General features: G+C 31.8%; 26 protein-coding genes. 7 read left to right on the top strand and 19 right to left on the bottom strand.

Annotated elements, in window-relative coordinates:
• Positions 1 to 4: 4 nt before the first annotated feature.
• Complete coding sequence (locus tag HM986_RS16905) at positions 5 to 604, top strand: YceI family protein (protein ID WP_179336228.1); 600 nt, start codon at positions 5 to 7, stop codon at positions 602 to 604.
• Between the two features lie 5 nt (positions 605 to 609).
• Here HM986_RS16905 and HM986_RS16900 read toward each other — a convergent pair whose 3' ends face one another.
• The 5 genes from HM986_RS16900 to HM986_RS16880 form a co-directional block, all read right to left on the bottom strand.
• Positions 610 to 1,446 (bottom strand): GIN domain-containing protein, encoded by an 837-nt coding sequence (locus tag HM986_RS16900; protein WP_218841462.1) that lies wholly within the window; start codon positions 1,444 to 1,446, stop codon positions 610 to 612.
• A gap of 256 nt (positions 1,447 to 1,702) precedes the next feature.
• Entirely contained in the window at positions 1,703 to 2,431 is a 729-nt protein-coding gene (locus tag HM986_RS16895; protein ID WP_179336227.1) for a head GIN domain-containing protein, read from the bottom strand.
• Positions 2,432 to 2,533: 102 nt separating this feature from the next.
• Positions 2,534 to 4,348 (bottom strand): PspC domain-containing protein, encoded by a 1,815-nt coding sequence (locus HM986_RS16890; RefSeq protein ID WP_179336226.1) that lies wholly within the window; start codon positions 4,346 to 4,348, stop codon positions 2,534 to 2,536.
• A complete protein-coding gene (locus tag HM986_RS16885; protein WP_179336225.1) occupies positions 4,345 to 4,686 on the bottom strand; it encodes a PadR family transcriptional regulator in 342 nt (113 codons plus the stop codon). The genes HM986_RS16890 and HM986_RS16885 overlap by 4 nt, the downstream gene beginning before the upstream one ends.
• Before the next feature lie 161 nt (positions 4,687 to 4,847).
• Positions 4,848 to 5,294: a DUF4870 domain-containing protein gene (locus HM986_RS16880; RefSeq protein WP_179336224.1), complete on the bottom strand. Its 447-nt coding sequence runs from the start codon at positions 5,292 to 5,294 to the stop codon at positions 4,848 to 4,850.
• 146 nt (positions 5,295 to 5,440) lie between these two features.
• On the opposite strand from HM986_RS16880, the gene HM986_RS16875 reads away from it, so the two are divergent.
• From HM986_RS16875 to HM986_RS16865, 3 genes are all read left to right on the top strand, one after another.
• Positions 5,441 to 5,896 carry a DUF4442 domain-containing protein gene (locus tag HM986_RS16875; RefSeq protein WP_179336223.1) on the top strand — a complete coding sequence of 152 codons (456 nt, stop codon included), beginning with the start codon at positions 5,441 to 5,443 and terminating at the stop codon, positions 5,894 to 5,896.
• A 172-nt stretch (positions 5,897 to 6,068) separates the two neighbouring features.
• Complete coding sequence (locus HM986_RS16870) at positions 6,069 to 6,893, top strand: TIGR00266 family protein (protein ID WP_179336222.1); 825 nt, start codon at positions 6,069 to 6,071, stop codon at positions 6,891 to 6,893.
• 226 nt (positions 6,894 to 7,119) lie between these two features.
• Positions 7,120 to 7,317 (top strand): hypothetical protein, encoded by a 198-nt coding sequence (locus HM986_RS16865; protein WP_020896136.1) that lies wholly within the window; start codon positions 7,120 to 7,122, stop codon positions 7,315 to 7,317.
• Positions 7,318 to 7,393: 76 nt separating this feature from the next.
• On the opposite strand, the gene HM986_RS16860 is transcribed toward HM986_RS16865, so the two are convergent.
• A complete protein-coding gene (locus HM986_RS16860) occupies positions 7,394 to 8,332 on the bottom strand; it encodes a hydrogen peroxide-inducible genes activator (RefSeq protein ID WP_179336221.1) in 939 nt (312 codons plus the stop codon).
• Positions 8,333 to 8,435: 103 nt separating this feature from the next.
• Here HM986_RS16860 and HM986_RS16855 point away from each other — a divergent pair, with 103 nt between their 5' ends.
• A complete protein-coding gene (locus tag HM986_RS16855) occupies positions 8,436 to 8,915 on the top strand; it encodes a Dps family protein (RefSeq protein ID WP_179336220.1) in 480 nt (159 codons plus the stop codon).
• A gap of 76 nt (positions 8,916 to 8,991) precedes the next feature.
• Here HM986_RS16855 and HM986_RS16850 read toward each other — a convergent pair whose 3' ends face one another.
• The 7 genes from HM986_RS16850 to HM986_RS16820 all read right to left on the bottom strand — a co-directional run bounded on the left by HM986_RS16850 (position 8,992) and on the right by HM986_RS16820 (position 15,781).
• Positions 8,992 to 9,408: a DUF2141 domain-containing protein gene (locus tag HM986_RS16850; RefSeq protein ID WP_179336219.1), complete on the bottom strand. Its 417-nt coding sequence runs from the start codon at positions 9,406 to 9,408 to the stop codon at positions 8,992 to 8,994.
• Positions 9,409 to 9,573: 165 nt separating this feature from the next.
• Positions 9,574 to 10,905, bottom strand: a complete 1,332-nt coding sequence (locus tag HM986_RS16845; protein ID WP_179336218.1) for a DUF58 domain-containing protein — start codon at positions 10,903 to 10,905, stop codon at positions 9,574 to 9,576.
• Between the two features lie 43 nt (positions 10,906 to 10,948).
• Entirely contained in the window at positions 10,949 to 11,947 is a 999-nt protein-coding gene (locus HM986_RS16840; RefSeq protein ID WP_179336217.1) for an AAA family ATPase, read from the bottom strand.
• On the bottom strand, positions 11,926 to 13,152 hold the full coding sequence (locus HM986_RS16835; protein ID WP_179336216.1) for a DUF4350 domain-containing protein: 1,227 nt from the start codon (positions 13,150 to 13,152) through the stop codon (positions 11,926 to 11,928). The genes HM986_RS16840 and HM986_RS16835 overlap by 22 nt, the downstream gene beginning before the upstream one ends.
• On the bottom strand, positions 13,149 to 13,883 hold the full coding sequence (locus HM986_RS16830) for a DUF4129 domain-containing protein (protein ID WP_179336215.1): 735 nt from the start codon (positions 13,881 to 13,883) through the stop codon (positions 13,149 to 13,151). Before HM986_RS16830 ends, HM986_RS16835 begins: the two co-directional genes overlap by 4 nt.
• A complete protein-coding gene (locus HM986_RS16825) occupies positions 13,884 to 14,771 on the bottom strand; it encodes a hypothetical protein (RefSeq protein ID WP_179336214.1) in 888 nt (295 codons plus the stop codon).
• 2 nt (positions 14,772 to 14,773) lie between these two features.
• The gene (locus tag HM986_RS16820) at positions 14,774 to 15,781 is read right to left on the bottom strand and encodes a stage II sporulation protein M (protein WP_179336213.1); all 1,008 of its coding nucleotides are present in this window, start codon (positions 15,779 to 15,781) and stop codon (positions 14,774 to 14,776) included.
• Positions 15,782 to 15,816: 35 nt separating this feature from the next.
• Here HM986_RS16820 and HM986_RS16815 point away from each other — a divergent pair, with 35 nt between their 5' ends.
• Positions 15,817 to 16,533, top strand: a complete 717-nt coding sequence (locus HM986_RS16815) for an RDD family protein (protein ID WP_179336212.1) — start codon at positions 15,817 to 15,819, stop codon at positions 16,531 to 16,533.
• Between the two features lie 292 nt (positions 16,534 to 16,825).
• Positions 16,826 to 17,452, top strand: a complete 627-nt coding sequence (locus HM986_RS16810; RefSeq protein WP_179336211.1) for a trimeric intracellular cation channel family protein — start codon at positions 16,826 to 16,828, stop codon at positions 17,450 to 17,452.
• A gap of 558 nt (positions 17,453 to 18,010) precedes the next feature.
• Here HM986_RS16810 and HM986_RS16805 read toward each other — a convergent pair.
• The 6 genes from HM986_RS16805 to HM986_RS16780 form a co-directional block, all read right to left on the bottom strand.
• The gene (locus HM986_RS16805; RefSeq protein ID WP_179336210.1) at positions 18,011 to 18,574 is read right to left on the bottom strand and encodes a hypothetical protein; all 564 of its coding nucleotides are present in this window, start codon (positions 18,572 to 18,574) and stop codon (positions 18,011 to 18,013) included.
• Between the two features lie 139 nt (positions 18,575 to 18,713).
• Positions 18,714 to 18,953, bottom strand: a complete 240-nt coding sequence (locus tag HM986_RS16800) for a PLD nuclease N-terminal domain-containing protein (RefSeq protein ID WP_179336209.1) — start codon at positions 18,951 to 18,953, stop codon at positions 18,714 to 18,716.
• Positions 18,954 to 19,113: 160 nt separating this feature from the next.
• The gene (locus HM986_RS16795) at positions 19,114 to 20,037 is read right to left on the bottom strand and encodes a hypothetical protein (RefSeq protein ID WP_179336208.1); all 924 of its coding nucleotides are present in this window, start codon (positions 20,035 to 20,037) and stop codon (positions 19,114 to 19,116) included.
• A gap of 171 nt (positions 20,038 to 20,208) precedes the next feature.
• Positions 20,209 to 21,426: a CotH kinase family protein gene (locus HM986_RS16790; protein WP_179336207.1), complete on the bottom strand. Its 1,218-nt coding sequence runs from the start codon at positions 21,424 to 21,426 to the stop codon at positions 20,209 to 20,211.
• Positions 21,427 to 21,610: 184 nt separating this feature from the next.
• A complete protein-coding gene (locus HM986_RS16785; RefSeq protein WP_179336206.1) occupies positions 21,611 to 22,219 on the bottom strand; it encodes a porin family protein in 609 nt (202 codons plus the stop codon).
• The gene (locus HM986_RS16780) at positions 22,209 to 22,640 is read right to left on the bottom strand and encodes a lipocalin-like domain-containing protein (RefSeq protein WP_179336205.1); all 432 of its coding nucleotides are present in this window, start codon (positions 22,638 to 22,640) and stop codon (positions 22,209 to 22,211) included. The genes HM986_RS16785 and HM986_RS16780 overlap by 11 nt, the downstream gene beginning before the upstream one ends.
• Positions 22,641 to 23,158 lie beyond the last annotated feature (518 nt).

Here is a 23,158-nt window from a genome sequence, read left to right as displayed (position 1 = left end):
AATTATGGTTAAGACAGGATTATTTATCAGTTTATTTTTCTTGGGATCTGTGCTATCTGCTTTTTTTGACGTCGAAGCACTTGAAACTAAAGAATCAACTGTGGTTTTATCTTCTGATAGTTTTTTAAGAATTAAAGGTAAAACTAATGTGAGTACGTTTGAGTGTCAATTTGATATGACTACAATTTCTGAAGCAATAAGAATTAGTTATATAGATTATGACAAAAGGATAGAGTTTAAGGACACGAAATTAACACTTCCTAATTTAGAATTTAATTGTGGTGGTAAGGCTATAAATAAAGATTTCAATAAACTATTGAATACCGAAGAGCATCCAGAAATAATTCTCAAGCTAAAAGAAATTTCTAAAGCTAAAAAAGAGTCTGGGTTCATTACAGCGACTATAGAAATAACGATTAGTAATATTATGAGGGCCTATACAGTTCCTATTACTATAGCAAATAGTGAGGGTTTACAGGTCAGTGGAGTAATGCCATTAGACATTAATGACTTTAAATTAACTGCACCTACCAAAATGTTAGGTATGGTTAAAGTTTCACCCGAAATTGAGATTCAATTTTCTCTTAAAATTAAAGAGTCTTAGTGTTTTTAGCGTTGTTTCTTTTGCAACTTAGCTGTGTCTTCAAACTTAGTAATAGTAATTACAGGACTACCAAAAAGATAAATTTCGCTATCACCAGAAGCAGCGATAGTAATATTTTCAGTTGCAGAAATAGTTAAATCACTACTATCTTCTAATGTAACATCAACACTTTTGACATCAAATTTTGCTCCATCAAAATTAGTAGAACTATCAAGTTGAAATATAGAATTATTCGCTCTTCCTTCAATAACAGCATCTGCACGTTGGTATAAAATAAAACCTGCAGTTTTACTATTAATTAAAGCATCCAATTTGCTATTATCGCTTAATTCAATCTTAGAAGTATCTGCAGTAAGATTTAAGCGTGCTTTAGACTTTCCTGAGCTTTTATAGTTAAATGTTTTAGAGTTAATGTTTAGGTATGCTCTAGAATTATCGGAAGTTGTTAAAGTAACATCACCAAGTTCCATAGACGTTAAAGATCTAATTTCTCCATCACCTCTCGTTTCTATGGTACTGAGGCCATCACCATAATTTACGGTAATATTTAATTTCTTTTTTGACGAAATACGAACGGTCTCAGTAAACGTTAAGACACCATCAACAACATTAAACTGAATAACATCATGTAAATTGTCATCAGCTTCAATGTTTACTGAGGGCTTACTATTGTAAACGATTTCAATTGAAAAATCACCATCAACTATAATTGAATGAAAATTATCAATAAACGTCTGTTTTATAGTCACATTTCTATCTCCTTTAATTTTATCGTCAGACTGTGCATGTAGTACAGGTAAGGCAGCAATGATTAAAATTAGAGTAAGTATTATTTTTTTCATGTTCTATTATTTACTGTCTTTTAAGAGACACAAAACTTCTAAAATAAGTCACTATTTATAATAACAGGCGACTGTGTGAAGTTTCGATTGTCAATATTAAGGATTTCTGTTTAATATTGACCAATTAAAAGTTAATAAACTAAGATAAGCAAAAACCATCCCAAACTCTATTTAAAGTTTAAGATGGTTTTTATGTATTTGATTAATAGGTTCTTAGTAGCTAAACTAAATAGGTGCTCATTGCTGTATAATGTGTTTATTGCTGTTTTACACTACCCGCAGAAGTATCAGATTTATTTACTTTTTTAGGATTTCCAGAATATCTTATATCTCCACCACTAGTTGCATTTGCTGTCAGCTCTTTTGAAGTGTTTACAGAAATGTCAGCTCCGCTTGTCGCTTTTACATCAGATGTATCGGCTAAAAGGTTAGACGCATCAATGTCGCTACCGCTGGTGGCCTCTGCTATTAAGAATTTCGTAGTTCCGCTTACCTTAATATCGCTACCGCTTGTAGATTTACATTTTAAGGTTTCTGTAATCACATCTAAGGTTATATCCGCTCCACTGGTAGTGTTAATTTCTAAACCAGGAACCGATATCGTATTAGTAGAATATACATCGCTTCCGCTTGTAGCTTTAAGTGCTGAGATGGTTTCAATACTTAATAGTACTTTTTTAGAACTTGCTCTTCTTATGTTTTCCGTAGCGTATATATGTAAGATACTATTCTCTACATCTGTCATAATTAAATCTTGAAGATTTTCATCGGCTTCAACACTAAGTCCAATTGCATCAGATTGGGTAATGTATAGGTCTATACCTTGGCTAACTTTAATTTCATTAAAGTCTGGTGAAATATCACGATCCATAGTAACAACCTCTCCATTGCCGTCAACACCTTCCCCAAAATTCATAGAGAAGTTGCAAGAGAGCATTAATAAACTAATAATACTAATGATAATAATTCGGGTTAGTGTAGTCATGATTTCTGTTGGTTTTTTGATTGATGAATTGTTATGATATAAATTTAAGCTGATTAAGCTTGGTTACATGTTTTAAAATGATGAGCTGTAGAATGATTCGGTTCAGTTGTCATTAACTTCAATACTCACTCCGTCTTCATGATTAATTTTAATGTTAACTTCAGATTTCTTATCTGTGTTTTTAAGCGTTCCTATTTCTTGCTCATAGATATCTTCAACGGCCTCTTCAAAGACATTTTCAATATCTTGTTCTTTGATTTCTTCAATACAGTCTAAACATCCAATGGCATTCATATCAACTTTATAATAGTGATTATCCATTTCGCGTGTTAGTAAATTATCTGGTGCATTATAATATTTTGAAAAGCGCGATACATAATTGTCTGTTTGAAATACTGTACCTTCAGGTAAATAGATATAAATCTCTACTTGCTGCTCGCTAAATTTATTAGATCCTTCTGTGGTAAAATAAGAATCCATTTTTAGTTCGTTTTTATTCAATTCATACTTATAGTTTATGTTTTGCGCGCGTTCTCTAGCTAAATCGTAATTGCTACCACTAGCCAGTGAGTGAATTTTAATGCTTGCTAAGGAATCTGAAGTTTGTTTTATTATTAATCTAACATCAGTACTAGATATTATTCTCTCACCGTTATTTATTGGGCTGATCTTGTAATTTTTATAATTTCTAATAAAATTTTGATTATAAATATCATGACTCAACATTCTTAATTTCAACGTGTCTTTTGAGGTGATGTTTATTTGCTTTTCTACTTTTACAATGGTCGCATCATAAGCGTGCTCTGTAGCTTGTTTTACACCAGTGATGACTAAGCCAATTATAGCCATTATCCAAAGCCCTAAAAGTGTAAATTTCGCAATGTTACCAATAGATTTAAGGTTGTTTATAAGAATTTTTAATCCTAAATAAAAGATAAAGAAAAAAGGAATTCCGACCACAAAGAACAATAACATTGACATTAACCACATTGGAATATTGGCTGCATTTGAAGCATCAATAAAATCCATACCAGGAAAATGAACGGCATTGGTAACCCCAACGGTAAAAAAAGCAATTATGAGTCCGATTAAGGCACTTATACCTACGATTATTAAAATTATACCGATGAATTTCGCAATTACTTTTAAGAAAAACATAATGATAGAACCGATCGTTTCAAAAAAAGATTGCGAACTCGATTTTAACTTACTGCCTTGCTTCTGAAAATCGACATTTTTTACAGTTTCGGATATGTTATCTGAAACATGATCAAACCCTTCTTTTAGTTTGTCTCCGTGTTTTTTTAAGTCTACATTTTTAAAATTTTCGGATACGGTATCAATACCGTCTTTAATTTTTTTTTCGATATTACTAATGTTTACGGCGTCACCTGTCATGGTGAGTTTTTCAGCAGTAGTTTTGGCTTCAGGTATTAAAGCCCAAAGTAAAATATAAAGTAAAAATCCTGTACCAGCACCAAACATTAAAATAACCCATAACAAACGAATCCATAATGCGTCAATTCCAAAATAATGACCTAAACCAGCAGAAACACCACCAACGTACGAGTTGTCTGTATCTCTAAACAAACGTCGCGTTGCACCAGATTTTTGCTTGTAGTGCTGTTTTGGTTCATCTTCAAAAATTTCGTCATCGACTAAGTAGTCTTCAGGTTGCCCCATAATGGTAATCACCTCGTCAACTAACTTTACGCCAACAACTTGTTTTTCGTTTTGAATACGCTCTGCAAATAATTCTGCAATTCTAGCTTCAATATCTGAAATGATTTCTGAGCGACCTTGAGAATCTGTAAATGAACGTTTTATAGCCTCAAGATAGCGTGATAATTTGAGGTAAGCATCTTCGTCTATATGGAAGAATATACCGGCTAAATTTATATTGACTGTTTTATTCATTTCTTTGATGTTTTTGTAGTGGTTACTAGGTTAACTGCATTTTGTAATTCGTTCCAAGTAGTATTTAATTCTGTTAGAAACAGTTGCCCTGTCTCTGTAAGTCCATAATATTTTCTTGGTGGTCCCGATGTAGATTCTTCCCATCGGTAATTGAGTAATCCTGCATTTTTTAGCCGTGTTAAGAGGGGATATATAGTACCTTCTACAACGAGCATTTTTGCGTCTTTTAGTGTGCTTAGAATCTCTGCAACATAAGCATCTTCGTCTTTTAAAACGGATAGAATGCAATATTCCAATACACCTTTTCGCATTTGTGCTTTTGTGTTTTCTATCTTCATGTGTGTTTTCTGTTTTTTATTAAAGTCACATGCAGTTCGCGCAAGAAACTTAATTTGTTATACGGTAATTTTGTCTGCGCTCGTGTCATAGGATGTAATTCTTAAATTCGATTAAACTGTTCATTTTTTGATTGATTTGATTATTGATGATTACTTGTTACTTACTTTAAAAAGTTGATAGTTATTGGATATTTAAACGTGTTGCCATCTCGTGCTGATAAACTAGCTTTAACAATAAGGGCTAATTCAATTATAAAAGCAACAATTGCTAAGACTCCTAAACCGCCACCTATATAAAGGAAAGGAGAAGGCTCTCCGATGTTAATATGAAAATTATTAAAACCGTTAAAGTCTAAAATATCCATCCCTCGGAATATCTTAAATATAAAAAACGGTACGCTTAACGTACCTATAATAATGGCATAGAGTAAAACGCTAATTTGAAAATTAATAGCCTGTTTTCCATGCTGATCTATAAATTCGGATTTGCTTTTATTAGCAGCCCATAATACTATAGGACCAATAAAATTTCCAAAGGGTATTATAAATCTTAAAAACGTTGACAAATGTATAAATGTCGCTAAATTTCTGTGATGATTATTTATCATTTTAAAAAGTATATAATAGTTGCTTATACAAATATATGTCTTTAAAAAGGTATTGTGTTACGCATAGTACTGTAAATTAACATTTTTTTAACATTAGTTCAGTTGAGTATTTTCGATTATTTTAGTACAAATTATTGTTGATACATATGAATATAACACCATCTAAACTTAATAAATATCTAATGTTTAAGCTACCTGCAGCCTATTTTACAGGTGTTAGAACAAAAGAACTAAATGAAAACTCTTGTGTTGTAACGGTGAAGCATCGTTGGGTAAATCAAAATCCTTTTAAATCTATGTTTTGGGCTGTACAAGGCATGGCAGCCGAGTTAACAACTGGGGCATTAGTCATGAAAAAGATTAAAGAAAACGGTAAAAAAATATCTATGTTAGTAGCTTCTAATAATGCTTCATTCACAAAGAAGGCTACAGGCAGAATTACGTTTGTATGTAATGAAGGGCATAAAATAGACAACGCTATAATTAAAGCTATTGAAACAGGAGAGGGTCAAACAGTTTGGTTAAACGCAAACGGTATAAATAAGGATGGTGTAGAAGTGTCTTCCTTCAATTTTGAATGGACTTTGAAAGTTAAGAATTAAGAGTTGAGAGTCAAGAGTTTAAAAATGGAAAATTGTCATAAAATTATGAGAAATGAATTTATACTATTTGTTTTAAAAAAAATATGTAACAAAATTGTAACTATTTCAACATATAGTTGAATCAATTTATGCAGAACTTGTTTCAGCGTCAAAAACATTAAATACATCAACTATGGAAAAATTACCAAATTATAACGACAGAAATGCTCACGAGATAGATTACCGTATTTACGGTGAAGAAATGCAATATGTAGAAATAGAATTAGATCCACAAGAAGCTGTTATTGCGGAATCGGGAAGTTTTATGATGATGGATGATGGTATTAAGATGGACACTATTTTTGGCGATGGCTCACAAAAAGATACAGGAATTTTAGGTAAAATCCTTGGGGCTGGAAAACGTATTCTTACAGGTGAAAGTTTATTTATGACGGCTTTTTACAATGACCTTACAGGAAAACGTAATGTGTCTTTTGCATCTCCATATCCTGGAAAAATAATTCCGATTGACTTATTAGAGTATGGTGGAAAGTTTATATGCCAGAAAGATGCCTTTTTATGTGCTGCAAAGGGAGTGAGTGTTGGTATTGAGTTTTCTAAAAAATTAGGACGAGGCCTTTTTGGAGGAGAAGGCTTTATTATGCAGAAGTTAGAAGGTGATGGTATGGCATTTGTGCATGCAGGAGGAACAACGGCTGTTAAGACTTTAGCAGCAGGAGAAACGCTACGCGTAGATACAGGATGTATTATTGGTTTTACTCAAGGCGTTGATTATGATATCGAATTTATTGGTGGTATTAAGAATTCAATTTTTGGAGGTGAAGGTTTATTTTTTGCAAAACTTCAAGGGCCAGGAAAAGTGTATATTCAATCCTTACCATTTAGTCGATTAGCCGGCAGAGTTTTAGCATCAGTACCTAGAGGTGGAAAATCTAAAGGTGAAGGTAGTATTCTTGGTGGATTGGGTGATTTATTAGATGGTGATAATCGGTTTTAAAATTTTAGTTCTTAATAGTCTAAATTTTAGACTGTTAAAGGATTTTGATTTCTGCTTGAAAAAGATAGGCTTCATTTCATAATTTCAAATTTTTAACATAAGAAGCTGTTAAACTTTTTATGAAAATGATTTTCATTATGAATTTTTGCTATCTTTAAAACTGAATTGAAACGATAGCGTATAGAAAAAAAATACTTTTTGTTAACCTAAAAACTTAAAAATAACTATGGCGCGAGCAATGTACGAGTACACTAAAACTGTACTTAGCAAAGTGAGTTTTGATGCGACATTATTCTGTAAGGAAGTGCAAAAAGCAGTAAGACGTTTACTGCCTCACGAACTTGAAGAATTAAGAATCTTTATTCAGTCCTTAATCAATCAAAACCCAGATTTAAATCAATGCTTGATTTATTTAAAAGCATAATATCAAACAAGCGTCCTGATAACCGTCAGGACGCTTGTTTTGTTATTAAAGTACTATCTCGGCAGACGTTTGTAATCTATTTTGCTTTCGGACTGATAATTTCTACATTCTGAAACGCTATCGCACCACGAATTATACCAGATATTACGTTATGCATTGCATCTATAATTTGCATTTTTAATTCGCTCTTATGATAAATAATACTAACTTCTCTCGCGGGAGACGGTTCTTTAAAGTGTCTTAAATTAGGGCTTAGTTTTTCCCTAACATCTAAGGTGTGTAAGTAAGGCAAAAGCGTCATTCCCATACCTTCGTTAGATAATTTTATTAACGTTTCTATACTACCACTTTCAAGTTGGAAAGTCTCATCCATTTGATCTTTAAATGTCTTACAAAGATTAATAACTCCATCTCTAAAACAATGTCCATCTTCTAATAGCAACATGTCATCGATACTTAAATCAGAAACTTCAATAACTTTTTTGTCTTTTAGACGGTGATTTTCAGGGATGTAAGCAACAAAAGGTTCGTAGTATAGAACACGTTCTTTTATATTATCACTTTCTAATGGTGTCGCTGCGATCGCTGCATCTAAATGACCGTCGCTAAGGCGGGTTAAAATTTCTTCGGTAGTTAACTCTTCAATTTTTAATTTAACTTTTGGATATTTTTTAATAAAGTTTTTAAGAAACATTGGTAGAAGTGTAGGCATTATCGTAGGGATAATCCCCAATCTAAACTCACCTCCTATAAATCCTTTTTGTTGATCTACTATATCTTGAATTCTATCTGCTTCATTTACTATATTTCGAGCCTGATATACAATCTTACGTCCAACATCAGTTAATTCTATAGGCTTTTTACTTCTATCAAAAATCGTGATATCTAATTCGTCTTCTAACTTCTGAATTTGTGTACTTAAAGTGGGTTGCGTTACAAAACATTTTTCTGCTGCTTTGGTGAAATTTTTATGCTCTGCAATAGCCAAAGCGTATTTTAATTGCGTAATTGTCATAACTATTAATTTAGGCTATAAAAGTATAAAAACTATTCATAAAAGCTATGCTGAAGAAGGCTTAAATATTTCGTAAATTTGATTAAACAAAAATCAACATATTATGAAACTAAATAGCATAGGTTTAGATACCGTAAAAACAAAAGGATTAGCTGATGATTTAAATCAATTACTAGCAAATTTTCAGTTGTATTATCAAAACTTAAGAGGTATTCATTGGAATATTAAAGGGCGTGGTTTTTTTGACCTTCATGTAAAATTTGAAGAATTATACACGGATGCCAATTTAAAGGTAGATGAAATAGCTGAGCGTATTTTAACATTAGGTGAAACTCCTTTACATACATTCGAAGATTATACGAAAGCAGCCAAAGTTCCTGTGGGTAAAAATATATCTAAAGATGAAAAAGCAGTTGAATTAATTGTAGATTCGCTTTCAGAACTATTAAAAATGGAACGTTCTATCTTAGAAGCTGCAGGCGATGCAAATGATGAAGGTACGAATTCAATGATGAGCGATTTTATAACCGAACAAGAAAAAACGGTTTGGATGATGAAAGCTTGGTTAGGTGAAACAGTTTAAGACTGATTTATTTTTATATCATAAGAAAGACTGCTATTTAGCAGTCTTTTTTTGTTTTGATTATGTGTATTTTATTCTAAAAACGAATATTTAAGTTGAGGTCTTTATCTTCAACTATAAATTTAGCTTCATCGTAATTTGGTGGGCCAAATGACATTACGTTATTAGAGATACCATAAGATTCTAAAGGCATTCCGTTGTCTTGAAAGTCCATTCGCTTATTATCATTTTCATCGTGTAAAGTCATTATCGCATATTCTCCTGGGACTACGTTTTTAAAGATTATTGTTACTTTTCCATCTTTAATTTCTGTTTCAGCATCCATAATCCCTTTGCCTTTCATAAAGGTTTCAGACGAGTGTAAAGATGTTAATACTTTTCCATTATCATTTGATACATTATCAATGGTAATTGTGATTGTTGTCCCTGTATCTTGAGAGAACCCAATGATTGAAGTTAAAGCTAATGTGAATGTTAAGATAAATTTTTTCATGATGTTGCGTTTTTAATGGTTAATGTGAAATACTGTTCTTCTTTGTTGATGATTCAAATATCTAAAAAAGATGCAAGTATATAAAAACACCTTTACTGAATTGTAATTTTAGTAGGATGGACTGTTGTTTAATTAGAAATTAATGGGTTAACCAAGAGCCAACGACTATAGCAGTCCACGTGCTTTGATCTCCAAATACTTGTTAATAGTGTTAATGGTTAGGTTTTCGGGCGCTGTTAAAATAGATTGAATACCATGCTTCTGAAGTTCTTTTACCATCAATCGTTTTTCGAAAGCAAATTTTTCAGCGATGGTTTTGTGATAAATAGATTGTAAATCCTCGGCATTTTCATTTAGAATGGTATCTAATTCTGTGTTTTCGAACAAAACAACCACCAACATATGCTTTTTAGATATGGCCTGTAAATAAGGCATCTGACGTTTCAGAGCACTAATGTGTTCAAAATTTGTATAAAGTAGAAGAAGGCTTCGATGCGTCACTTTTCGTTTTAATTGTGCGTAGAGCAAACCAAAGTCACTATCATTAAATTGCGTATCTATATTGTATAAGTTTTCTAAAATACGATTAAGATAGGTCAATTTTTGAATGGCAGGTAAAAAGGATTCTATCTTTTTTGAGAAGGAAATCATACCAACTTTATCGTGTTTTTTTAGCGCCACATTACTAAATGCCAATGTTGAATTAATAGCATAGTCTAACAGCTTCAGCCCGTTGAAAGGCATTTTCATTATTCTGCCAGTATCGATAATAGAGTAGATGGGTTGCGATTTTTCATCTTGATATTGGTTCACCATCAATTGACCTCGTTTTGCTGTGGCTTTCCAATTTACAGTTCTAAAATCATCACCAGGAATGTAATCTTTTATTTGTTCAAACTCTGAAGTATTACCAATGCGTCTTATCTTTTTTAAACCAAATTCGGTTAAAGAATTGCTTATCGCTAAAAAATCGTACTTCTGCATTTGAATAATGGAAGGGTAGACCATTACCATTTGCTGGTTTTGAAATTGATATTTGCGTTTTACAATTTTTAGAACAGAAGACACAAATATGTTAAGATGTCCAAAATAATACTCACCACGATCTACAGGTCTTACCAAATATTCGAAGTCGTGATTTTGATTGGGGTTTAAATTCGTTTGGTACAGAAAATCGCGTTTCTGAAATTGTACAGGTAGTTCATCAATAACATCAATATAGGTTTTAAAACTGTACTTATTGGAGATTGTAATGGGTACAGGGTTATTATCACTATTTGAAAATTTATCAGGTAAAATCCGTCTGGCTTGTATAGCATTTTTCGGTTGATAGAGTAGAAGTAAATCTATAAATAGCAGAACAGCTATAATAATTGTTAGTATCCAAGCAACGGCATATAATGTCGGCATCCAATACGATAAAAGAAAGCATACCGACGCCATAGCTATATAGATGTAGAGCTGTTTATGGATATACAATGATTTTAGAAATTTCATACTTGCTTACTGCTTACTGCTTACTGCTTACTGAAAACTGAAACTATCTCGGCACTTCAACCGACTGTACTATCATTTCAATTACATTTTCTGTGGTCATACCTTCCATTTCGCGTTCTGGTGTTAAAATAATACGATGGTTCAAAACAGGATTCAATGATTTTTTCACATCTTCAGGAATTACAAAATCACGACCATTGATAGCGGCAAAAGCTTTAGCGGTATTTAATATCGCAATAGATGCTCGTGGTGAGCCACCAAGATATAAATGCGGATGATTTCGTGTTTTAGAAACGACTTCTGCGATGTATTTAATAATCTTCTCCTCAACAAGAATCGCTTGTGTTTTTGTTTTATATTCTTCAAGCGCTGCTGTATTTAAAATGGCGTTGATTCTCTCTTGTGGCTTTTCACCCTTACGCTCGTGATGTGAAGCTATAATTTTAATTTCATCTTCTAAAGACGGGTAATCGACTTTAATTTTAAAGATGAAACGGTCTAATTGTGCTTCTGGTAAAGCATAGGTGCCTTCTTGCTCAATAGGGTTTTGTGTGGCTAAAACCATAAACGGATTATCGAACTTATAGGTAAATCCATCAACAGTAGCTTGACGCTCCTCCATGGTTTCAAATAAAGCAGCTTGCGTCTTTGCGGGTGCTCTGTTGATTTCGTCAATCAAAACAATGTTAGAGAAAATAGGACCTTTTTTAAATTCGAACTCTGAAGATTTCATATTTAAGATCGACGTTCCCAAAACATCACTAGGCATTAAATCTGGTGTAAATTGAATTCGACTAAATTCCGTTTTTAGAACTTTAGCGAAGAGTTTTGCAGTTACTGTTTTTGCAATGCCAGGCACACCCTCAATTAAAACATGGCCGTCGGCTAATAAAGCAACAATAAGTAATTCTACAAAATTATCTTGCCCAATAATGACTTTTCTCAATTCGTTTTTAATGCTTTCTACGGCATTTTTTAAATCTTCCAATTGAATGCGATTGTCAAAATTTAAGTCGTTGTTTACTGTTTCGTTTTCTTCCATTGGTTATGGGATTTAAATTGTTCTATTAAGGTGTTTAGCCTTTCTAATTCGATATTGCTGATGTCGTTTTTCTGATTCAGGCTATCTATAAGTTTAAATAATGTTTGCGTGTCTTCAACCGTATTATTACTTCTGGCAGCTAAGTTGGATATAAAGCTGGTGTTTATTTCGGAAGTTGAAAGGTGCAGGGTGTTTCTAATATACTCTAAAAAATGATGTACTTTATGTAGTGAAATGTCTTTATGTTTTCCACTTTCATAATACATATTAGCAATGGTTCTTGTAAAATCTACAGTCTGATTTCGCAATGGTTTTACTATAGGAATAGCTCGTTGCTTCCGCTTCCCTTCAAAAATAATATAGATTAAAGCACCAATAAGCACTAAATAATAAGCCCATTTTAAGGATTGAGTATTTAAAAAGAGATACATTGGAGATGTGTAAAATGTCTTTCCTGTTTTATAATAGGTATCTACGTAAACGGGTTTGGAAGTGTCGATATAAGATAAAAGTCCGGCTGTATAGTTTTGATTAGGAGATTGCAGCATAAAGTAGTTGGTAAATGCCTGCGGAAATGTACTGAGTATAATTTCACCGTCACCAAAGGGTTGTTTAATAGTACTAATTAAAGTGTCTTCCATTGATGTGTTTTCTCCTCTATAAGTATCGATTAAGCCAATAACTGAGGTCTTTAAGGTGTCAATTTTATTAAAGTGGAAGAATGTATTAGAGCGATCGTACTTGTATGATTTATCAGCGCCTATAGCTGAATTTACGAGTTTAACTTGATATTCGTTATTAAAATTATCAAACGTATAAACAGATTGCGTATTTAGGTTTAAAGTGTCTAATAATTTTTCTTCAAAATCTGCAGCAGCTACTACGAGTGTATTACCATTAGATACCCAATCTAAAAGACTGTTAAGTTCTTCTTTTCCAAAGGCAATACCTCCGTTATAAAAAAGATATGTACCATTAACGGACTTGTTTTTTAAATACTCAAAAGGAGGACGGTCTACAATAGAAACTGAATCTACGATCCGTTTGAGCTGGTCGTTAAAGACATAAGTTCCAAACGGGATTTTATGATGCGTTGCATATGACGGAAACCAATTTATAGCCTTCGGTTTGTTCATCTCTAGAACAACGATAGCCAAGATTGTGAATGCTAAAAGTATGATGTATATTTTTCCTTTTTTACTCAACGTTTTGTAATTGTATTATTTAAATGTTCAAAAGGACGTTTTAGGGTTTCAAACTTAATTGCATCGACATTAAACTCTCCATACCATACATAATCATAAATTCTAGTAATATTTTTAAACTCGACTTTGAGATGGTCTTTATCAATTTCATTGATGTAATCTTCATTAGTTTTTTGTGGTTGCCATAAAATGCTTTCGCTCTCGGTTAAATATTTTAAAGATAATAAGTAATAATACCGAATGGCTAATCTGAAGTTCTTCTGATTAATAGCATCATTTATTAGCGCAGGAATATCTTCATTTTTAATAATTTGTTCTTCTTCAGAAAATAAAATAGAACCTTGTTTTTTTGTTTTGGTTATTAAGTTATTAGAATTTACTTTTAAGAAAAAGCGAACGAGTAAAAAGACTAAAAATCCTAATAATAAGTAAGGCAGAATTTTAAAAGCAAAGTACAGAAAACCCGAGGCTGTGCCGACTCCAAATATGGCTTCCCAAAATTTTCTAATTATATTTTGCAGCCAACGGTAGGCTTTATCTAAAAAGTTTTCTTCGGGTTCAGCTTCGGAATAGTTAAATTCTTCGTTCGCTTTATAGGACTTTAAGTCGTCTTCGGTGATGTCTTGCGTTTCAAGTATACTATCATCAAAATATACGGATTGCTCGTTTTGCTGCGCAACGGAAAGTTGCCCAAAACAAAAACAAAGAAATAGCAAACGGTATACAAGCATTTAGTCTTCTGATTTTCCTATTTCACTAATACGGTCATATGTACCCGTAAAATTTACTTTTTCATGCAAGTGAAAGTAAATTACAGCACCTGCAACCATTAAAATGGTGTTTAACAAAAACTGAAAGAATGTATTAAATACGTTGAGTATGATGACGACAGGATCTGCAGAAAAACTATTTAGGTTAGCCGGATCAATTTCTCCGGAAAAAATGCCTGTACTCACTAAAGCATAGATAACGGAAGGAATTGATATCACCATAAGAAGAATGTAATAAATGATTCCTAAAATGATAAATACTCCAAAGGCAGTCCAAAAATCTGCATTTGCCAATTTAAAACTTTCACTAAAAGCGTCTGAAGTGGAGCGTTTAGGCTCAAAAACATATATGCTAAATACAATTGCCATAGGCACCATAGCATATAGCACAGGTACAAAGCAAAGCATCATGGCAATAACAAGTGTTATACCTTTTAAAAAACTAAGTCCAAAAAACGACCAAAAGGATTTAAGCACATTAGTTTTTATTTCCGCAGCGTTAACATTGCCTTTATGATCTACATAAGATTTAATATAGAACAGTACTGTAGAGGCCGTAAGAATATAAGCCACCATAGCTGAAACGAAATAAATAATGACAACGCTAATAGTTACAAAGATATTAGTAGAGTTAAGGCTAGGTTCATTAAACCTAGTGAGATTAAACAAATCGCCAGCAATATAGTTGTAGGCTGCTAAGGATAGCATAAAAACAACAATTGCAGGACCTGCAATATTAAAAATACTTCGTATAAATGGTTTAAATTCATTTCTGATAAAACCAAAGGTATCAGTGAGTATGCTACTGAAATCTCTTTGCTTTCTAAATTCTATGTAGGGTTTATTCATGTTTAGTTGGTTGAATTATGGTTAAGTTCTATGGTGTTTTTTAATGTTGTATTCGCTTTTAATCTTCTATTTAATTGAATAGGGTAAATTACGTAGTAAAATAGGATTAATGCTAACGAACTAACAATAATAAAAATAGCTAGCCAATCTGGCATTTCGGTATGTCTGGTTACGAAACCTTCTAAAAACCCCGCAATTATAAAGAATGGTATGGTGCTCATTAAAATCTTTAAACCATTTATAACACCACGTTTAAAAGCTTCGAGCCGTGGTAAGGTTCCTGTAAATAACATGCCGTTTCCCATTACAAGACCAGCGCAACCGGCTATAATTATTACTGATATTTCAATTGTTCCGTGGATCCAAATGGTACGTGCAGATTCCCATAGTAAACCTTGGTCATAAAAGAAGTATTGAAAACTGCCCAACATAATACCATTCTGCATCATTATGAATAAGGTACCAACGCCGAGTAGAATACCATATCCAAAAGCCATAAACGCTACTTTGATATTATTAAGTGTGATGCCCAAAAACATATTAAACTCTCCCTGTTGCTTGTAAACAGCCATAGGGTCGCCTTTTTCTATGTTTTCAATCGTCATGTTAACATAGCCATCACCAAGAAAAGATCTTACAAAATCATCTTCACTAGCGGCAGAAAATGCGCCGACCATTACAAAGAGTGTAAATGTAAGAAAGGTTATGAGAAGTTCGCGATGATGCTGATAGAACATAGAAGGGAACTCAGTTTTAAAAAAGGAAATAAGTCTATTTTTTGACTCTTTCTTTGTTTTATAAATATGTTGATGTGCGTTAGAAGCTAATTGATTGAGGTAGCGTTCTGTATTACTATTAGTATAAAATGTTTTCGCGTAGCTTAAATGGTCGGTAACTTCAATATAGAGGTCAGAAAGTAAATCGGGATCTAATTGCGTTTTATTTGCAAGAATGTTTTCAAATTCTAACCATTTATCTTTATTTTGCTTTACAAAAGCTGCTTCGCGCATTATATTCCCTTTTAGACTTTCAAAGAAAAGAAATTATGGATGAATTTCAAATAGAAACTGCCCAAAATGTGGGGATTAATCAAAATGTTGCTAGTATTGGTGATAGAATGCTGGCTTACCTTATAGATAGTGCTATTATTCTGTTGTATGGTATTGTTGTAATACTCCTTTTAACTACGTTAAATATGGATATGGGAGATACTTGGGCCATATATCTATTAGTCTCGTTACCTGCATTTTTATATTATGTACTGCTTGAAACATTTTTAGACGGAAAAACGGTTGGGAAAGTGCTTATGAAAACTAGAGTAGTGAAGTTAGATGGCTCTAAACCTAGTTTTTCTAATTATTTTGTCCGCTGGATTTTACGAATTGTAGATGTGGTTTTAACCTCGGGAGGTGTGGCTGCATTTACTATTTTGATTAAAGGCAATGGCCAGCGCTTAGGTGATATTGCAGCAGGTACGACGGTGATAAGTGAAAAACAACTATTAACGATTCATGATACGCTTATAAAAGATATTCCTACTGATTATGTACCAACTTATAGTCAGGTTACAATGTTAAATGATAAGGATATGCAAACGGTGAAAAACTTGTATGATAATGCGGTTAGAAACGGACATCATAATATTATTCTGAACTTACATCATCGCTTATTAAAAATTATGATGATAGAAACTACTGATAAACCTGTCGATTTTGTGTCAACTGTCATAAAGGATTACAATTATTACACACAAAATATGTAAGCAGAGAACCACTTTTTTTATAGAAAAAGTGAGAGAATCGCTTATCCCAAGTTCGTTTTGGAATCTCAGTGAACCGCTTTTTGTTATTTGGAAGGATGCGTAAATAGCTCACAGTGAGTGTTATTGATGTATAGGCTATGTTTCATTTATGAAATGGCAAACAACATATGAGGAAGCATCAAATAAAAAGTGAATAATCGCTCGTTTTAGCGCTTTAAATTTATTTATAATCTAAATTGATAATTAGATTCCTACCTTCGCAGGAATGATAGGATGTAAATATAATTAACCCATGTTTTTTCAATTTATAGATATATTAGGGACTATTGCTTTTGCTATTTCAGGCGCATTGGTGGCCATGAATAAGCGCATGGATCCATTTGGAGTTTTAATAATAGCCTTTGTTACAGCAGCTGGTGGAGGAACATTACGTGATGTAATGATTGGTATAGAGCCTGTATCGTGGATGAAAAACATGACCTTTGTGTATGTTGTTATGAGTTCTGCGTTTTTTGCTGTACTCTTTAGAAAACGAATTAACTACCTAAGGAAATCACTCTTTTTATTTGATACTATAGGTATTGCACTTTATACAGTGGTCGGCGTAGAAACGGGCATTATAGCAGGCTTACATCCTTTAATTTGTATTGCATTAGGTACTATGACAGCTTGTTTTGGAGGTGTTTTAAGAGATATGTTATGTAACGAAATTCCTGTAGTGTTTAGGAAAGAAATTTATGCTACGGCTTGTATCTTAGGGGCAATTACATATGTTGTACTTTCTTTCTTTTATGAGGATAAGAGCATTTTGTATGTCATCTCAGGTTTGGTTGTTATAACAATAAGATTAGTTGCGGTTCGCTTTCAAATTAGTTTGCCGACATTATATAATGAAGAGGAAGGTAAGGATGCATTATAACATAGCTGTTAGTTCCTTGAAATGTCAATTCGCTTCAAAAAGTGATTAGGTAGTGTCGTGAAGATTTATTTTATGAAAGTTCAGGTTGACTTTCTTTAAAATTCATAATTTGATTAATTAACTCAGTTTTACTGAATTTAATATTCATAACAATGGACTAATATTTAGTTCCCATTGTCTATCCGTGTGCGGTAAATACACTTATCCCTATTCTTATTTTGTATTGAATTTGGTAGAATTAATGTGATCAAATAGCACTTTGTCGCTACTTATAAAACTGTTAGATTCTGTATCACACATGCGAAGTTGTCTTTAGATTCGGTTTAATGAAATTTTAATGTCTGAACTTTTCTAATTTTAGAATATTTTGTAATTCTAAGTCCGCAAAGGTGATATAATCATTAACCCTCGCTTTGTTAGAAGCGTCGGTTACTCTTTTGGTTTTGAGATAGAATAAATTTGTTCTAATAAAGTTAGATTTATACTTGTTTCCAGTATCAAATATTAATGGGTATAATGAATTATTAATTTACGGTTTTATAATCGTTGCATTAATAATTAATTATGTGTGGTATTATTCTTTGTTCCTATTCGCTTAAATTTAATGTTTCGTATATTTCTGTATCCACCTGCCACCATTAATATCATTGCTTCGTTAACACTGCCAGAAACTAAAACTAAATTTCCATTAAAATCATTTCCAATAATTGTTTTAGTTTCCTTATTAACATAATATATGGGAACAAAAGGATAGAGAGTCAGTTTTCTGTCGATGGTAAAAAAGTCGTCTTTAATTTTGCCATCTAGGCTAAATTCTTCAATGACATATTTGTCTGATTTATCTAACAATTGGACATTTAATTTTTTATTATCTACTAATGTCAATTTTACTTTGTTGCTGTCTAAATTTATGGTCACGACTCTATCCGTATAACTCGATTTTAATACTGTCCATAAATTTTGTGGTGTACTATCATTTGTACTATTATCGTAAATTCCATTTAGCTTGTGATGATCAAATTCGGACGTGACAAAACTATTTTTTCGTATAAGTCTTTTTGTTGAATAGCAACTTGATAGTAAAACAATATAAATTAGTAATATTAGTCTTTTAAGTAGCAATTTTAGTTGTTTTTTTGTTGATTTCAGGACATCTAAGCATGATTCGGGGGCGGGATTCGGCAACTAAGTTAGTATTTAATTACGTAATAAAAAATAGGATATTTTTTTTGTAGTAGGACAGAAGTTTAACGTAATTTATTTAAGACATACTAGTTTTATTAGGCGTTGATAATTTCTGTTTTCTTCCAATTATAAAATATAAAACAGCGCCTAAAAAGTTTTCGAGTAATATGACTAAAATCCATGCAATTTTATTTTTTCCATAAAATTCATTTCTTAAAACATCGATGAGTGCAATGATTGTAGGTATTATTCCAAGAAAGACAGCAATTAATATTAAAATTATTTGCCAGGCTCCAATCATTAAAAAATAGTTCATTGTGTAAGTTTTATGTGTGATTTTTTTAGCATTACTTATTGTATATGTAATAGCGCATAATTTAGCAAACAAAATCGAACGCGGTAAAATTCCGAAGGAATTTTACAAATAAGCACTTGACAAAGCAATTAATGATACAACGTGTTGGCAATTGGCTTTTTTAGTCAAATTTCGATATTACTTTGTTTTTGTCCTTTAGAAAAATACTTAATTCGTTTCGGTTTCTAAATGGATGGAACAATACTTTATTTCCAAAATCCATAATTATCAATGGTGAATAACTTTTATTATCCATTCTTATCAATTCTTTTTTCTCATCATTAGTTCCATCTAAATAGTAAAATGAGTTTTTGTCCACGAAAATCAAAATATCATTTACGTTTAAGTACTTATGATAAAAATAGTCTTTTAACTCAAAAATAAATTCTTGTTTATCACTATGAATATGATTGTATTCGAAAGTAAATTTATCATTTTTCCAATAAATTTCGATTCCATAATTGTCTTGTTCTTTAACTAAAACCCGTTCATTAATTAACTCCTTTATTAATTCGGATTCTGAAGAATAAATCTCATCAATTATTTTGTCATCAGTCGCAATCGAATTCAAAGGTTGTTCCTTATACCTATTAAAACCAATTTCTTTTTTGGTCAGATAAGAGTTTGTTTTTTCTCTATTAGTTATAGTAAATTCTACAAGTTTTAAAATCTCAACAACATTAATTCGGTCAGCATAGATTCTAACAGATAATCCTGAATTGTTTGACTTAATTGTGTATTCAGATTTTATTCCACCGATTATTTTATAATTGGAATTATTGAATTCCAATATATATAAATCATTATCATATTTGTTTGTGTAGTCTTGAATGTATTCGATAAATATTGTGTCCTTGTAATGCAAACGTTCAGATAACTTTTCTGATAATTTACCGACGATTTGAATTTTATCGATGTCAGAATATTCAAATCCTGTTTTCATATAGATTTTCACATTACCATATGTTTTTCCGATTACTTTGTCTTTATGAGCAAAGCAATTAAAAGAAAATAATAACGCTAAAATTCCAATTTTAAATTTCATTCTCTGTTTTTCGTAGCTGACGCACAACGTGCTCGTATAAGAATGGTAGCGGTTTATATACGCTTACTTTTCGATTAAACAAGGACTTTTCTTATATTCACTCTCTATTATTTTTAGAGATAAAACCGCTATTATTTTTATACACTGTTAGCAATAGTTGTTTTTAATCAATTATAATTCATTTAAATTATTATTCAACCACTCTAATCTATCATTCAGCCAATCTTTTAGATATACTACTTCTTCATCATATGTCGGAAAAAAGACATTATTGGGCCAAACGTAAGTTCCTAAAATAGGCCATTTAAAAAAATTTCTTTCTTGTGATTGGCTTAAGGATAGGGCACTTGAATCAATATGTTCTTGGAATAAATTTCTATTATCATAAAAATAATTGAATCTTGATTTAACTTTAGATACGAAGTTTGGGTCTTCAAATAGACGAGAATACCAAGTTGCATTTTTGATCCAAAAACCGTCTGTGGTTTCATTGTTATTGTAGTTAATATTTCCCATGCTAATGTCATAATCCCATACAGGACCCATTTTTAATTTGCCTCCTGGGGTATAATTCATATAAACACTAGAGTAAAATATTGCATCATTATTTTTGGTTATTTCGTTTATAAGATACCAATCTATAAATGAATCTACATCAATATACTTTACGTACCCTTCTACTGGGTCTGTAAAATTATCTCCAAGCAATATGTTTTCGGTTAGTTGTATGTAATTATTTATAATATTGTACTGATCATCTCCTGCATCTAGATTAGGCTCTTTTATATTGAATAAATAATTATTGGTTTCAAAATAAACATCGTCTGGATCTAGCCTTGAAAGTTGATCTACTTCTAGCAAATACCCATTATCCCCAATATCAACTCTGTTAGAAGATTCTTCTACTTTTTGTACAATTTGATATACTCCTACATACTCATTATTAATAAAAAGCTCGACTGAACGAGCATCTGGTGTCCAGTCTAAATCACTAAACCTGCTTAGGTTAAAAGCTACTTCATTTCTTAGCATAGTTTTATCACTATAATTGGCTAGCAAAACCCATTTTTTATCTTTAGCCATTCCCAAAATTTTTTCTTTATCATCAAATTTTATTTGATATGGTTTTTTAGGAAATTGCCAAGTAGAATTTCCTCGACCTCTAATTTCAAGGCCAAGTACTAAATTTTCATCTTCATTACTACTAGTTATCTCAACCTCTCCAGTTATATAATCATCTCTTGAAATGACAGGTTGTAAGTTTTCTGTCATTATTGATATAATAGGAAGTTCAGGAAGTACTACTTCTTCTATTTCAATAATAGTTTCATCTTTACTACAGCTATATAATGCTATTAAAAGAATTGATAATAAAAATGATTTTTTCATATTTTTTAAAAGTGATTTTTTTAGCGAAATCTTGTTTTTAATTATTGCCAACGGTTTTGTGTATGGTTAGTTGCGTGGTTAAGCGAGTAAATTAGCAAATAAATACCGAATAGAAAATACGTGAGTATTTTCGTAAGTATGCAAGAACCAAGCAATTAATTATACACGGTGTTACAAACAGTTTTTATTTCAGATTATACCCAATACTAAAATTTAAGTACGTACTTCGTACATCAACAATATCATCGCTAAACTCTTTCTCGACTTCGAGTAATGTACTAAATCCTTGATAAAAAGTTATTTCTATCCTAAAATCTTTAATAGGATAACCAATTCCTAAATTACCTCCAATATCAAAACTTGATTTTAAATCTCCTAAATCCAGACTTTCATTATTTTGAGATATTAGAATTCCAAATTGTGGTCCTATTGTTAAGTATGGTTTACTAAAAAATTTGAAATTTAATGGAATCGATATATAATCTAACTTGTAATCTATAGTGCTAATATCTAATCCACGTCGTTCTACATTGCCGAAATCTTTTTCTCTGTCTCCAATTTGATTATAAATAATTTTGGGATAAAAATTGATTTTTTCATTAATATTAAATTCAGCGAAAGCTCCAAAGCTAAATCCTATTGATGAAGAATTGATATAAGAACCATTAACAGGTCTGAATTCGTCAGTAAAACGTGACGTGTTTAATCCAAATATAATTCCAAATTCTGTTTGCGAGTAGCTTGATGAAGCTAAAAGTAAGAAAGTTAAAAAAAATAATATCCTATTTTTCATATTTAAAGATTTCTTGTTCATTTTGAGGTACTGCTACTCCGTCAATTTCTGTTACTACGATTTCTAAGGTGTTTTCAGTAATTAATAATATTTCATTTAAGAATGTTCCCTCTTGGTCAACTACAACTATTATTTCGTTTCCATTTCTTGTCCAATTAAAGGGAACAGTAAAAAAATCACAGGGCGTTTGAGTGATTTCCTCTGGTGCTTTTTCTGTTCCAGTATTGTTTGCAGTAAAAATAATGTTTTGTTCAATTTGGCAGTCAACTGCTGTTATATCATTTCCTTGATTTTCAACAGATACTAAATTCCAGATACCTATAAGTTCATCTTGATTTGATTCGTTTGAGTCATCGTCTGATGAACAAGAGAATAACATAATTGCAATTAAAATTCCAAGTAGTAAGTTCAGTTTTTTCATTTCGTAGTTTTTGGTTAAAATTGTTTGTAACGGTTTATGTATGGTTAGTTGCGTGGTTAAGCAACTAATTTAGCAAACATTTACGAACCCGTGAATATTCCGCAGGAATATTCGCAAGTAGGCTAGAACCAAGCAATTAATTATACACGGCTTAAGTTTACAATTCATTAAATTTAAGGATAAATCAGAAAAGACAAAAGAGAGGAGTAAGGTTAATATACACTCAGAAGCTTAAGACTTCGTCAACATTGAAAATCCCCTCTCTTTTCTACACAGATTTCGTACAGTTCTATGAGGCTTTAAGACCTCGATTTTAAGTCGTTGAAACTCGGGTAGATTGTCCTTTGAAAAAAAACATTTTCTTATGAATAAAGATATTAAATATTTTGAACTGCGAAGCACATCATGAATTCCTATTAATAAAATAATAAAAGATGAATAAATTGACATTAGTCATTTAGTTTTCGATGTCACCGATTCTGATGGTAATTATTATCAGTTTAAAAACAATGAATTTG

The sequence above is a fragment of the Winogradskyella costae genome, from assembly GCF_013403865.1.
Taxonomy (GTDB): Bacteria; Bacteroidota; Bacteroidia; order Flavobacteriales; family Flavobacteriaceae; genus Winogradskyella; species Winogradskyella costae.
This window is presented reverse-complemented; position numbering and strand designations above follow the sequence as displayed.

Coding starts and splice junctions, on each gene's coding strand:
- HM986_RS16860 (WP_179336221.1), bottom strand. CDS start 8,332: ATGACAATTACGCAATTAAAATACGCTTTGGCTATTGCAGAGCATAAA.
- HM986_RS16850 (WP_179336219.1), bottom strand. CDS start 9,408: ATGAAAAAATTTATCTTAACATTCACATTAGCTTTAACTTCAATCATT.
- HM986_RS16800 (WP_179336209.1), bottom strand. CDS start 18,953: ATGAACTATTTTTTAATGATTGGAGCCTGGCAAATAATTTTAATATTA.
- HM986_RS16905 (WP_179336228.1), top strand. CDS start 5: ATGGTTAAGACAGGATTATTTATCAGTTTATTTTTCTTGGGATCTGTG.
- HM986_RS16890 (WP_179336226.1), bottom strand. CDS start 4,348: ATGAATAAAACAGTCAATATAAATTTAGCCGGTATATTCTTCCATATA.
- HM986_RS16855 (WP_179336220.1), top strand. CDS start 8,436: ATGAAACTAAATAGCATAGGTTTAGATACCGTAAAAACAAAAGGATTA.
- HM986_RS16825 (WP_179336214.1), bottom strand. CDS start 14,771: ATGAATAAACCCTACATAGAATTTAGAAAGCAAAGAGATTTCAGTAGC.
- HM986_RS16885 (WP_179336225.1), bottom strand. CDS start 4,686: ATGAAGATAGAAAACACAAAAGCACAAATGCGAAAAGGTGTATTGGAA.
- HM986_RS16900 (WP_218841462.1), bottom strand. CDS start 1,446: ATGAAAAAAATAATACTTACTCTAATTTTAATCATTGCTGCCTTACCT.
- HM986_RS16845 (WP_179336218.1), bottom strand. CDS start 10,905: ATGAAATTTCTAAAATCATTGTATATCCATAAACAGCTCTACATCTAT.
- HM986_RS16895 (WP_179336227.1), bottom strand. CDS start 2,431: ATGACTACACTAACCCGAATTATTATCATTAGTATTATTAGTTTATTA.
- HM986_RS16865 (WP_020896136.1), top strand. CDS start 7,120: ATGGCGCGAGCAATGTACGAGTACACTAAAACTGTACTTAGCAAAGTG.
- HM986_RS16840 (WP_179336217.1), bottom strand. CDS start 11,947: ATGGAAGAAAACGAAACAGTAAACAACGACTTAAATTTTGACAATCGC.
- HM986_RS16790 (WP_179336207.1), bottom strand. CDS start 21,426: ATGAAAAAATCATTTTTATTATCAATTCTTTTAATAGCATTATATAGC.
- HM986_RS16875 (WP_179336223.1), top strand. CDS start 5,441: ATGAATATAACACCATCTAAACTTAATAAATATCTAATGTTTAAGCTA.
- HM986_RS16810 (WP_179336211.1), top strand. CDS start 16,826: ATGTTTTTTCAATTTATAGATATATTAGGGACTATTGCTTTTGCTATT.
- HM986_RS16795 (WP_179336208.1), bottom strand. CDS start 20,037: ATGAAATTTAAAATTGGAATTTTAGCGTTATTATTTTCTTTTAATTGC.
- HM986_RS16870 (WP_179336222.1), top strand. CDS start 6,069: ATGGAAAAATTACCAAATTATAACGACAGAAATGCTCACGAGATAGAT.
- HM986_RS16820 (WP_179336213.1), bottom strand. CDS start 15,781: ATGCGCGAAGCAGCTTTTGTAAAGCAAAATAAAGATAAATGGTTAGAA.
- HM986_RS16815 (WP_179336212.1), top strand. CDS start 15,817: ATGGATGAATTTCAAATAGAAACTGCCCAAAATGTGGGGATTAATCAA.
- HM986_RS16830 (WP_179336215.1), bottom strand. CDS start 13,883: ATGCTTGTATACCGTTTGCTATTTCTTTGTTTTTGTTTTGGGCAACTT.
- HM986_RS16785 (WP_179336206.1), bottom strand. CDS start 22,219: ATGAAAAATAGGATATTATTTTTTTTAACTTTCTTACTTTTAGCTTCA.
- HM986_RS16780 (WP_179336205.1), bottom strand. CDS start 22,640: ATGAAAAAACTGAACTTACTACTTGGAATTTTAATTGCAATTATGTTA.
- HM986_RS16880 (WP_179336224.1), bottom strand. CDS start 5,294: ATGATAAATAATCATCACAGAAATTTAGCGACATTTATACATTTGTCA.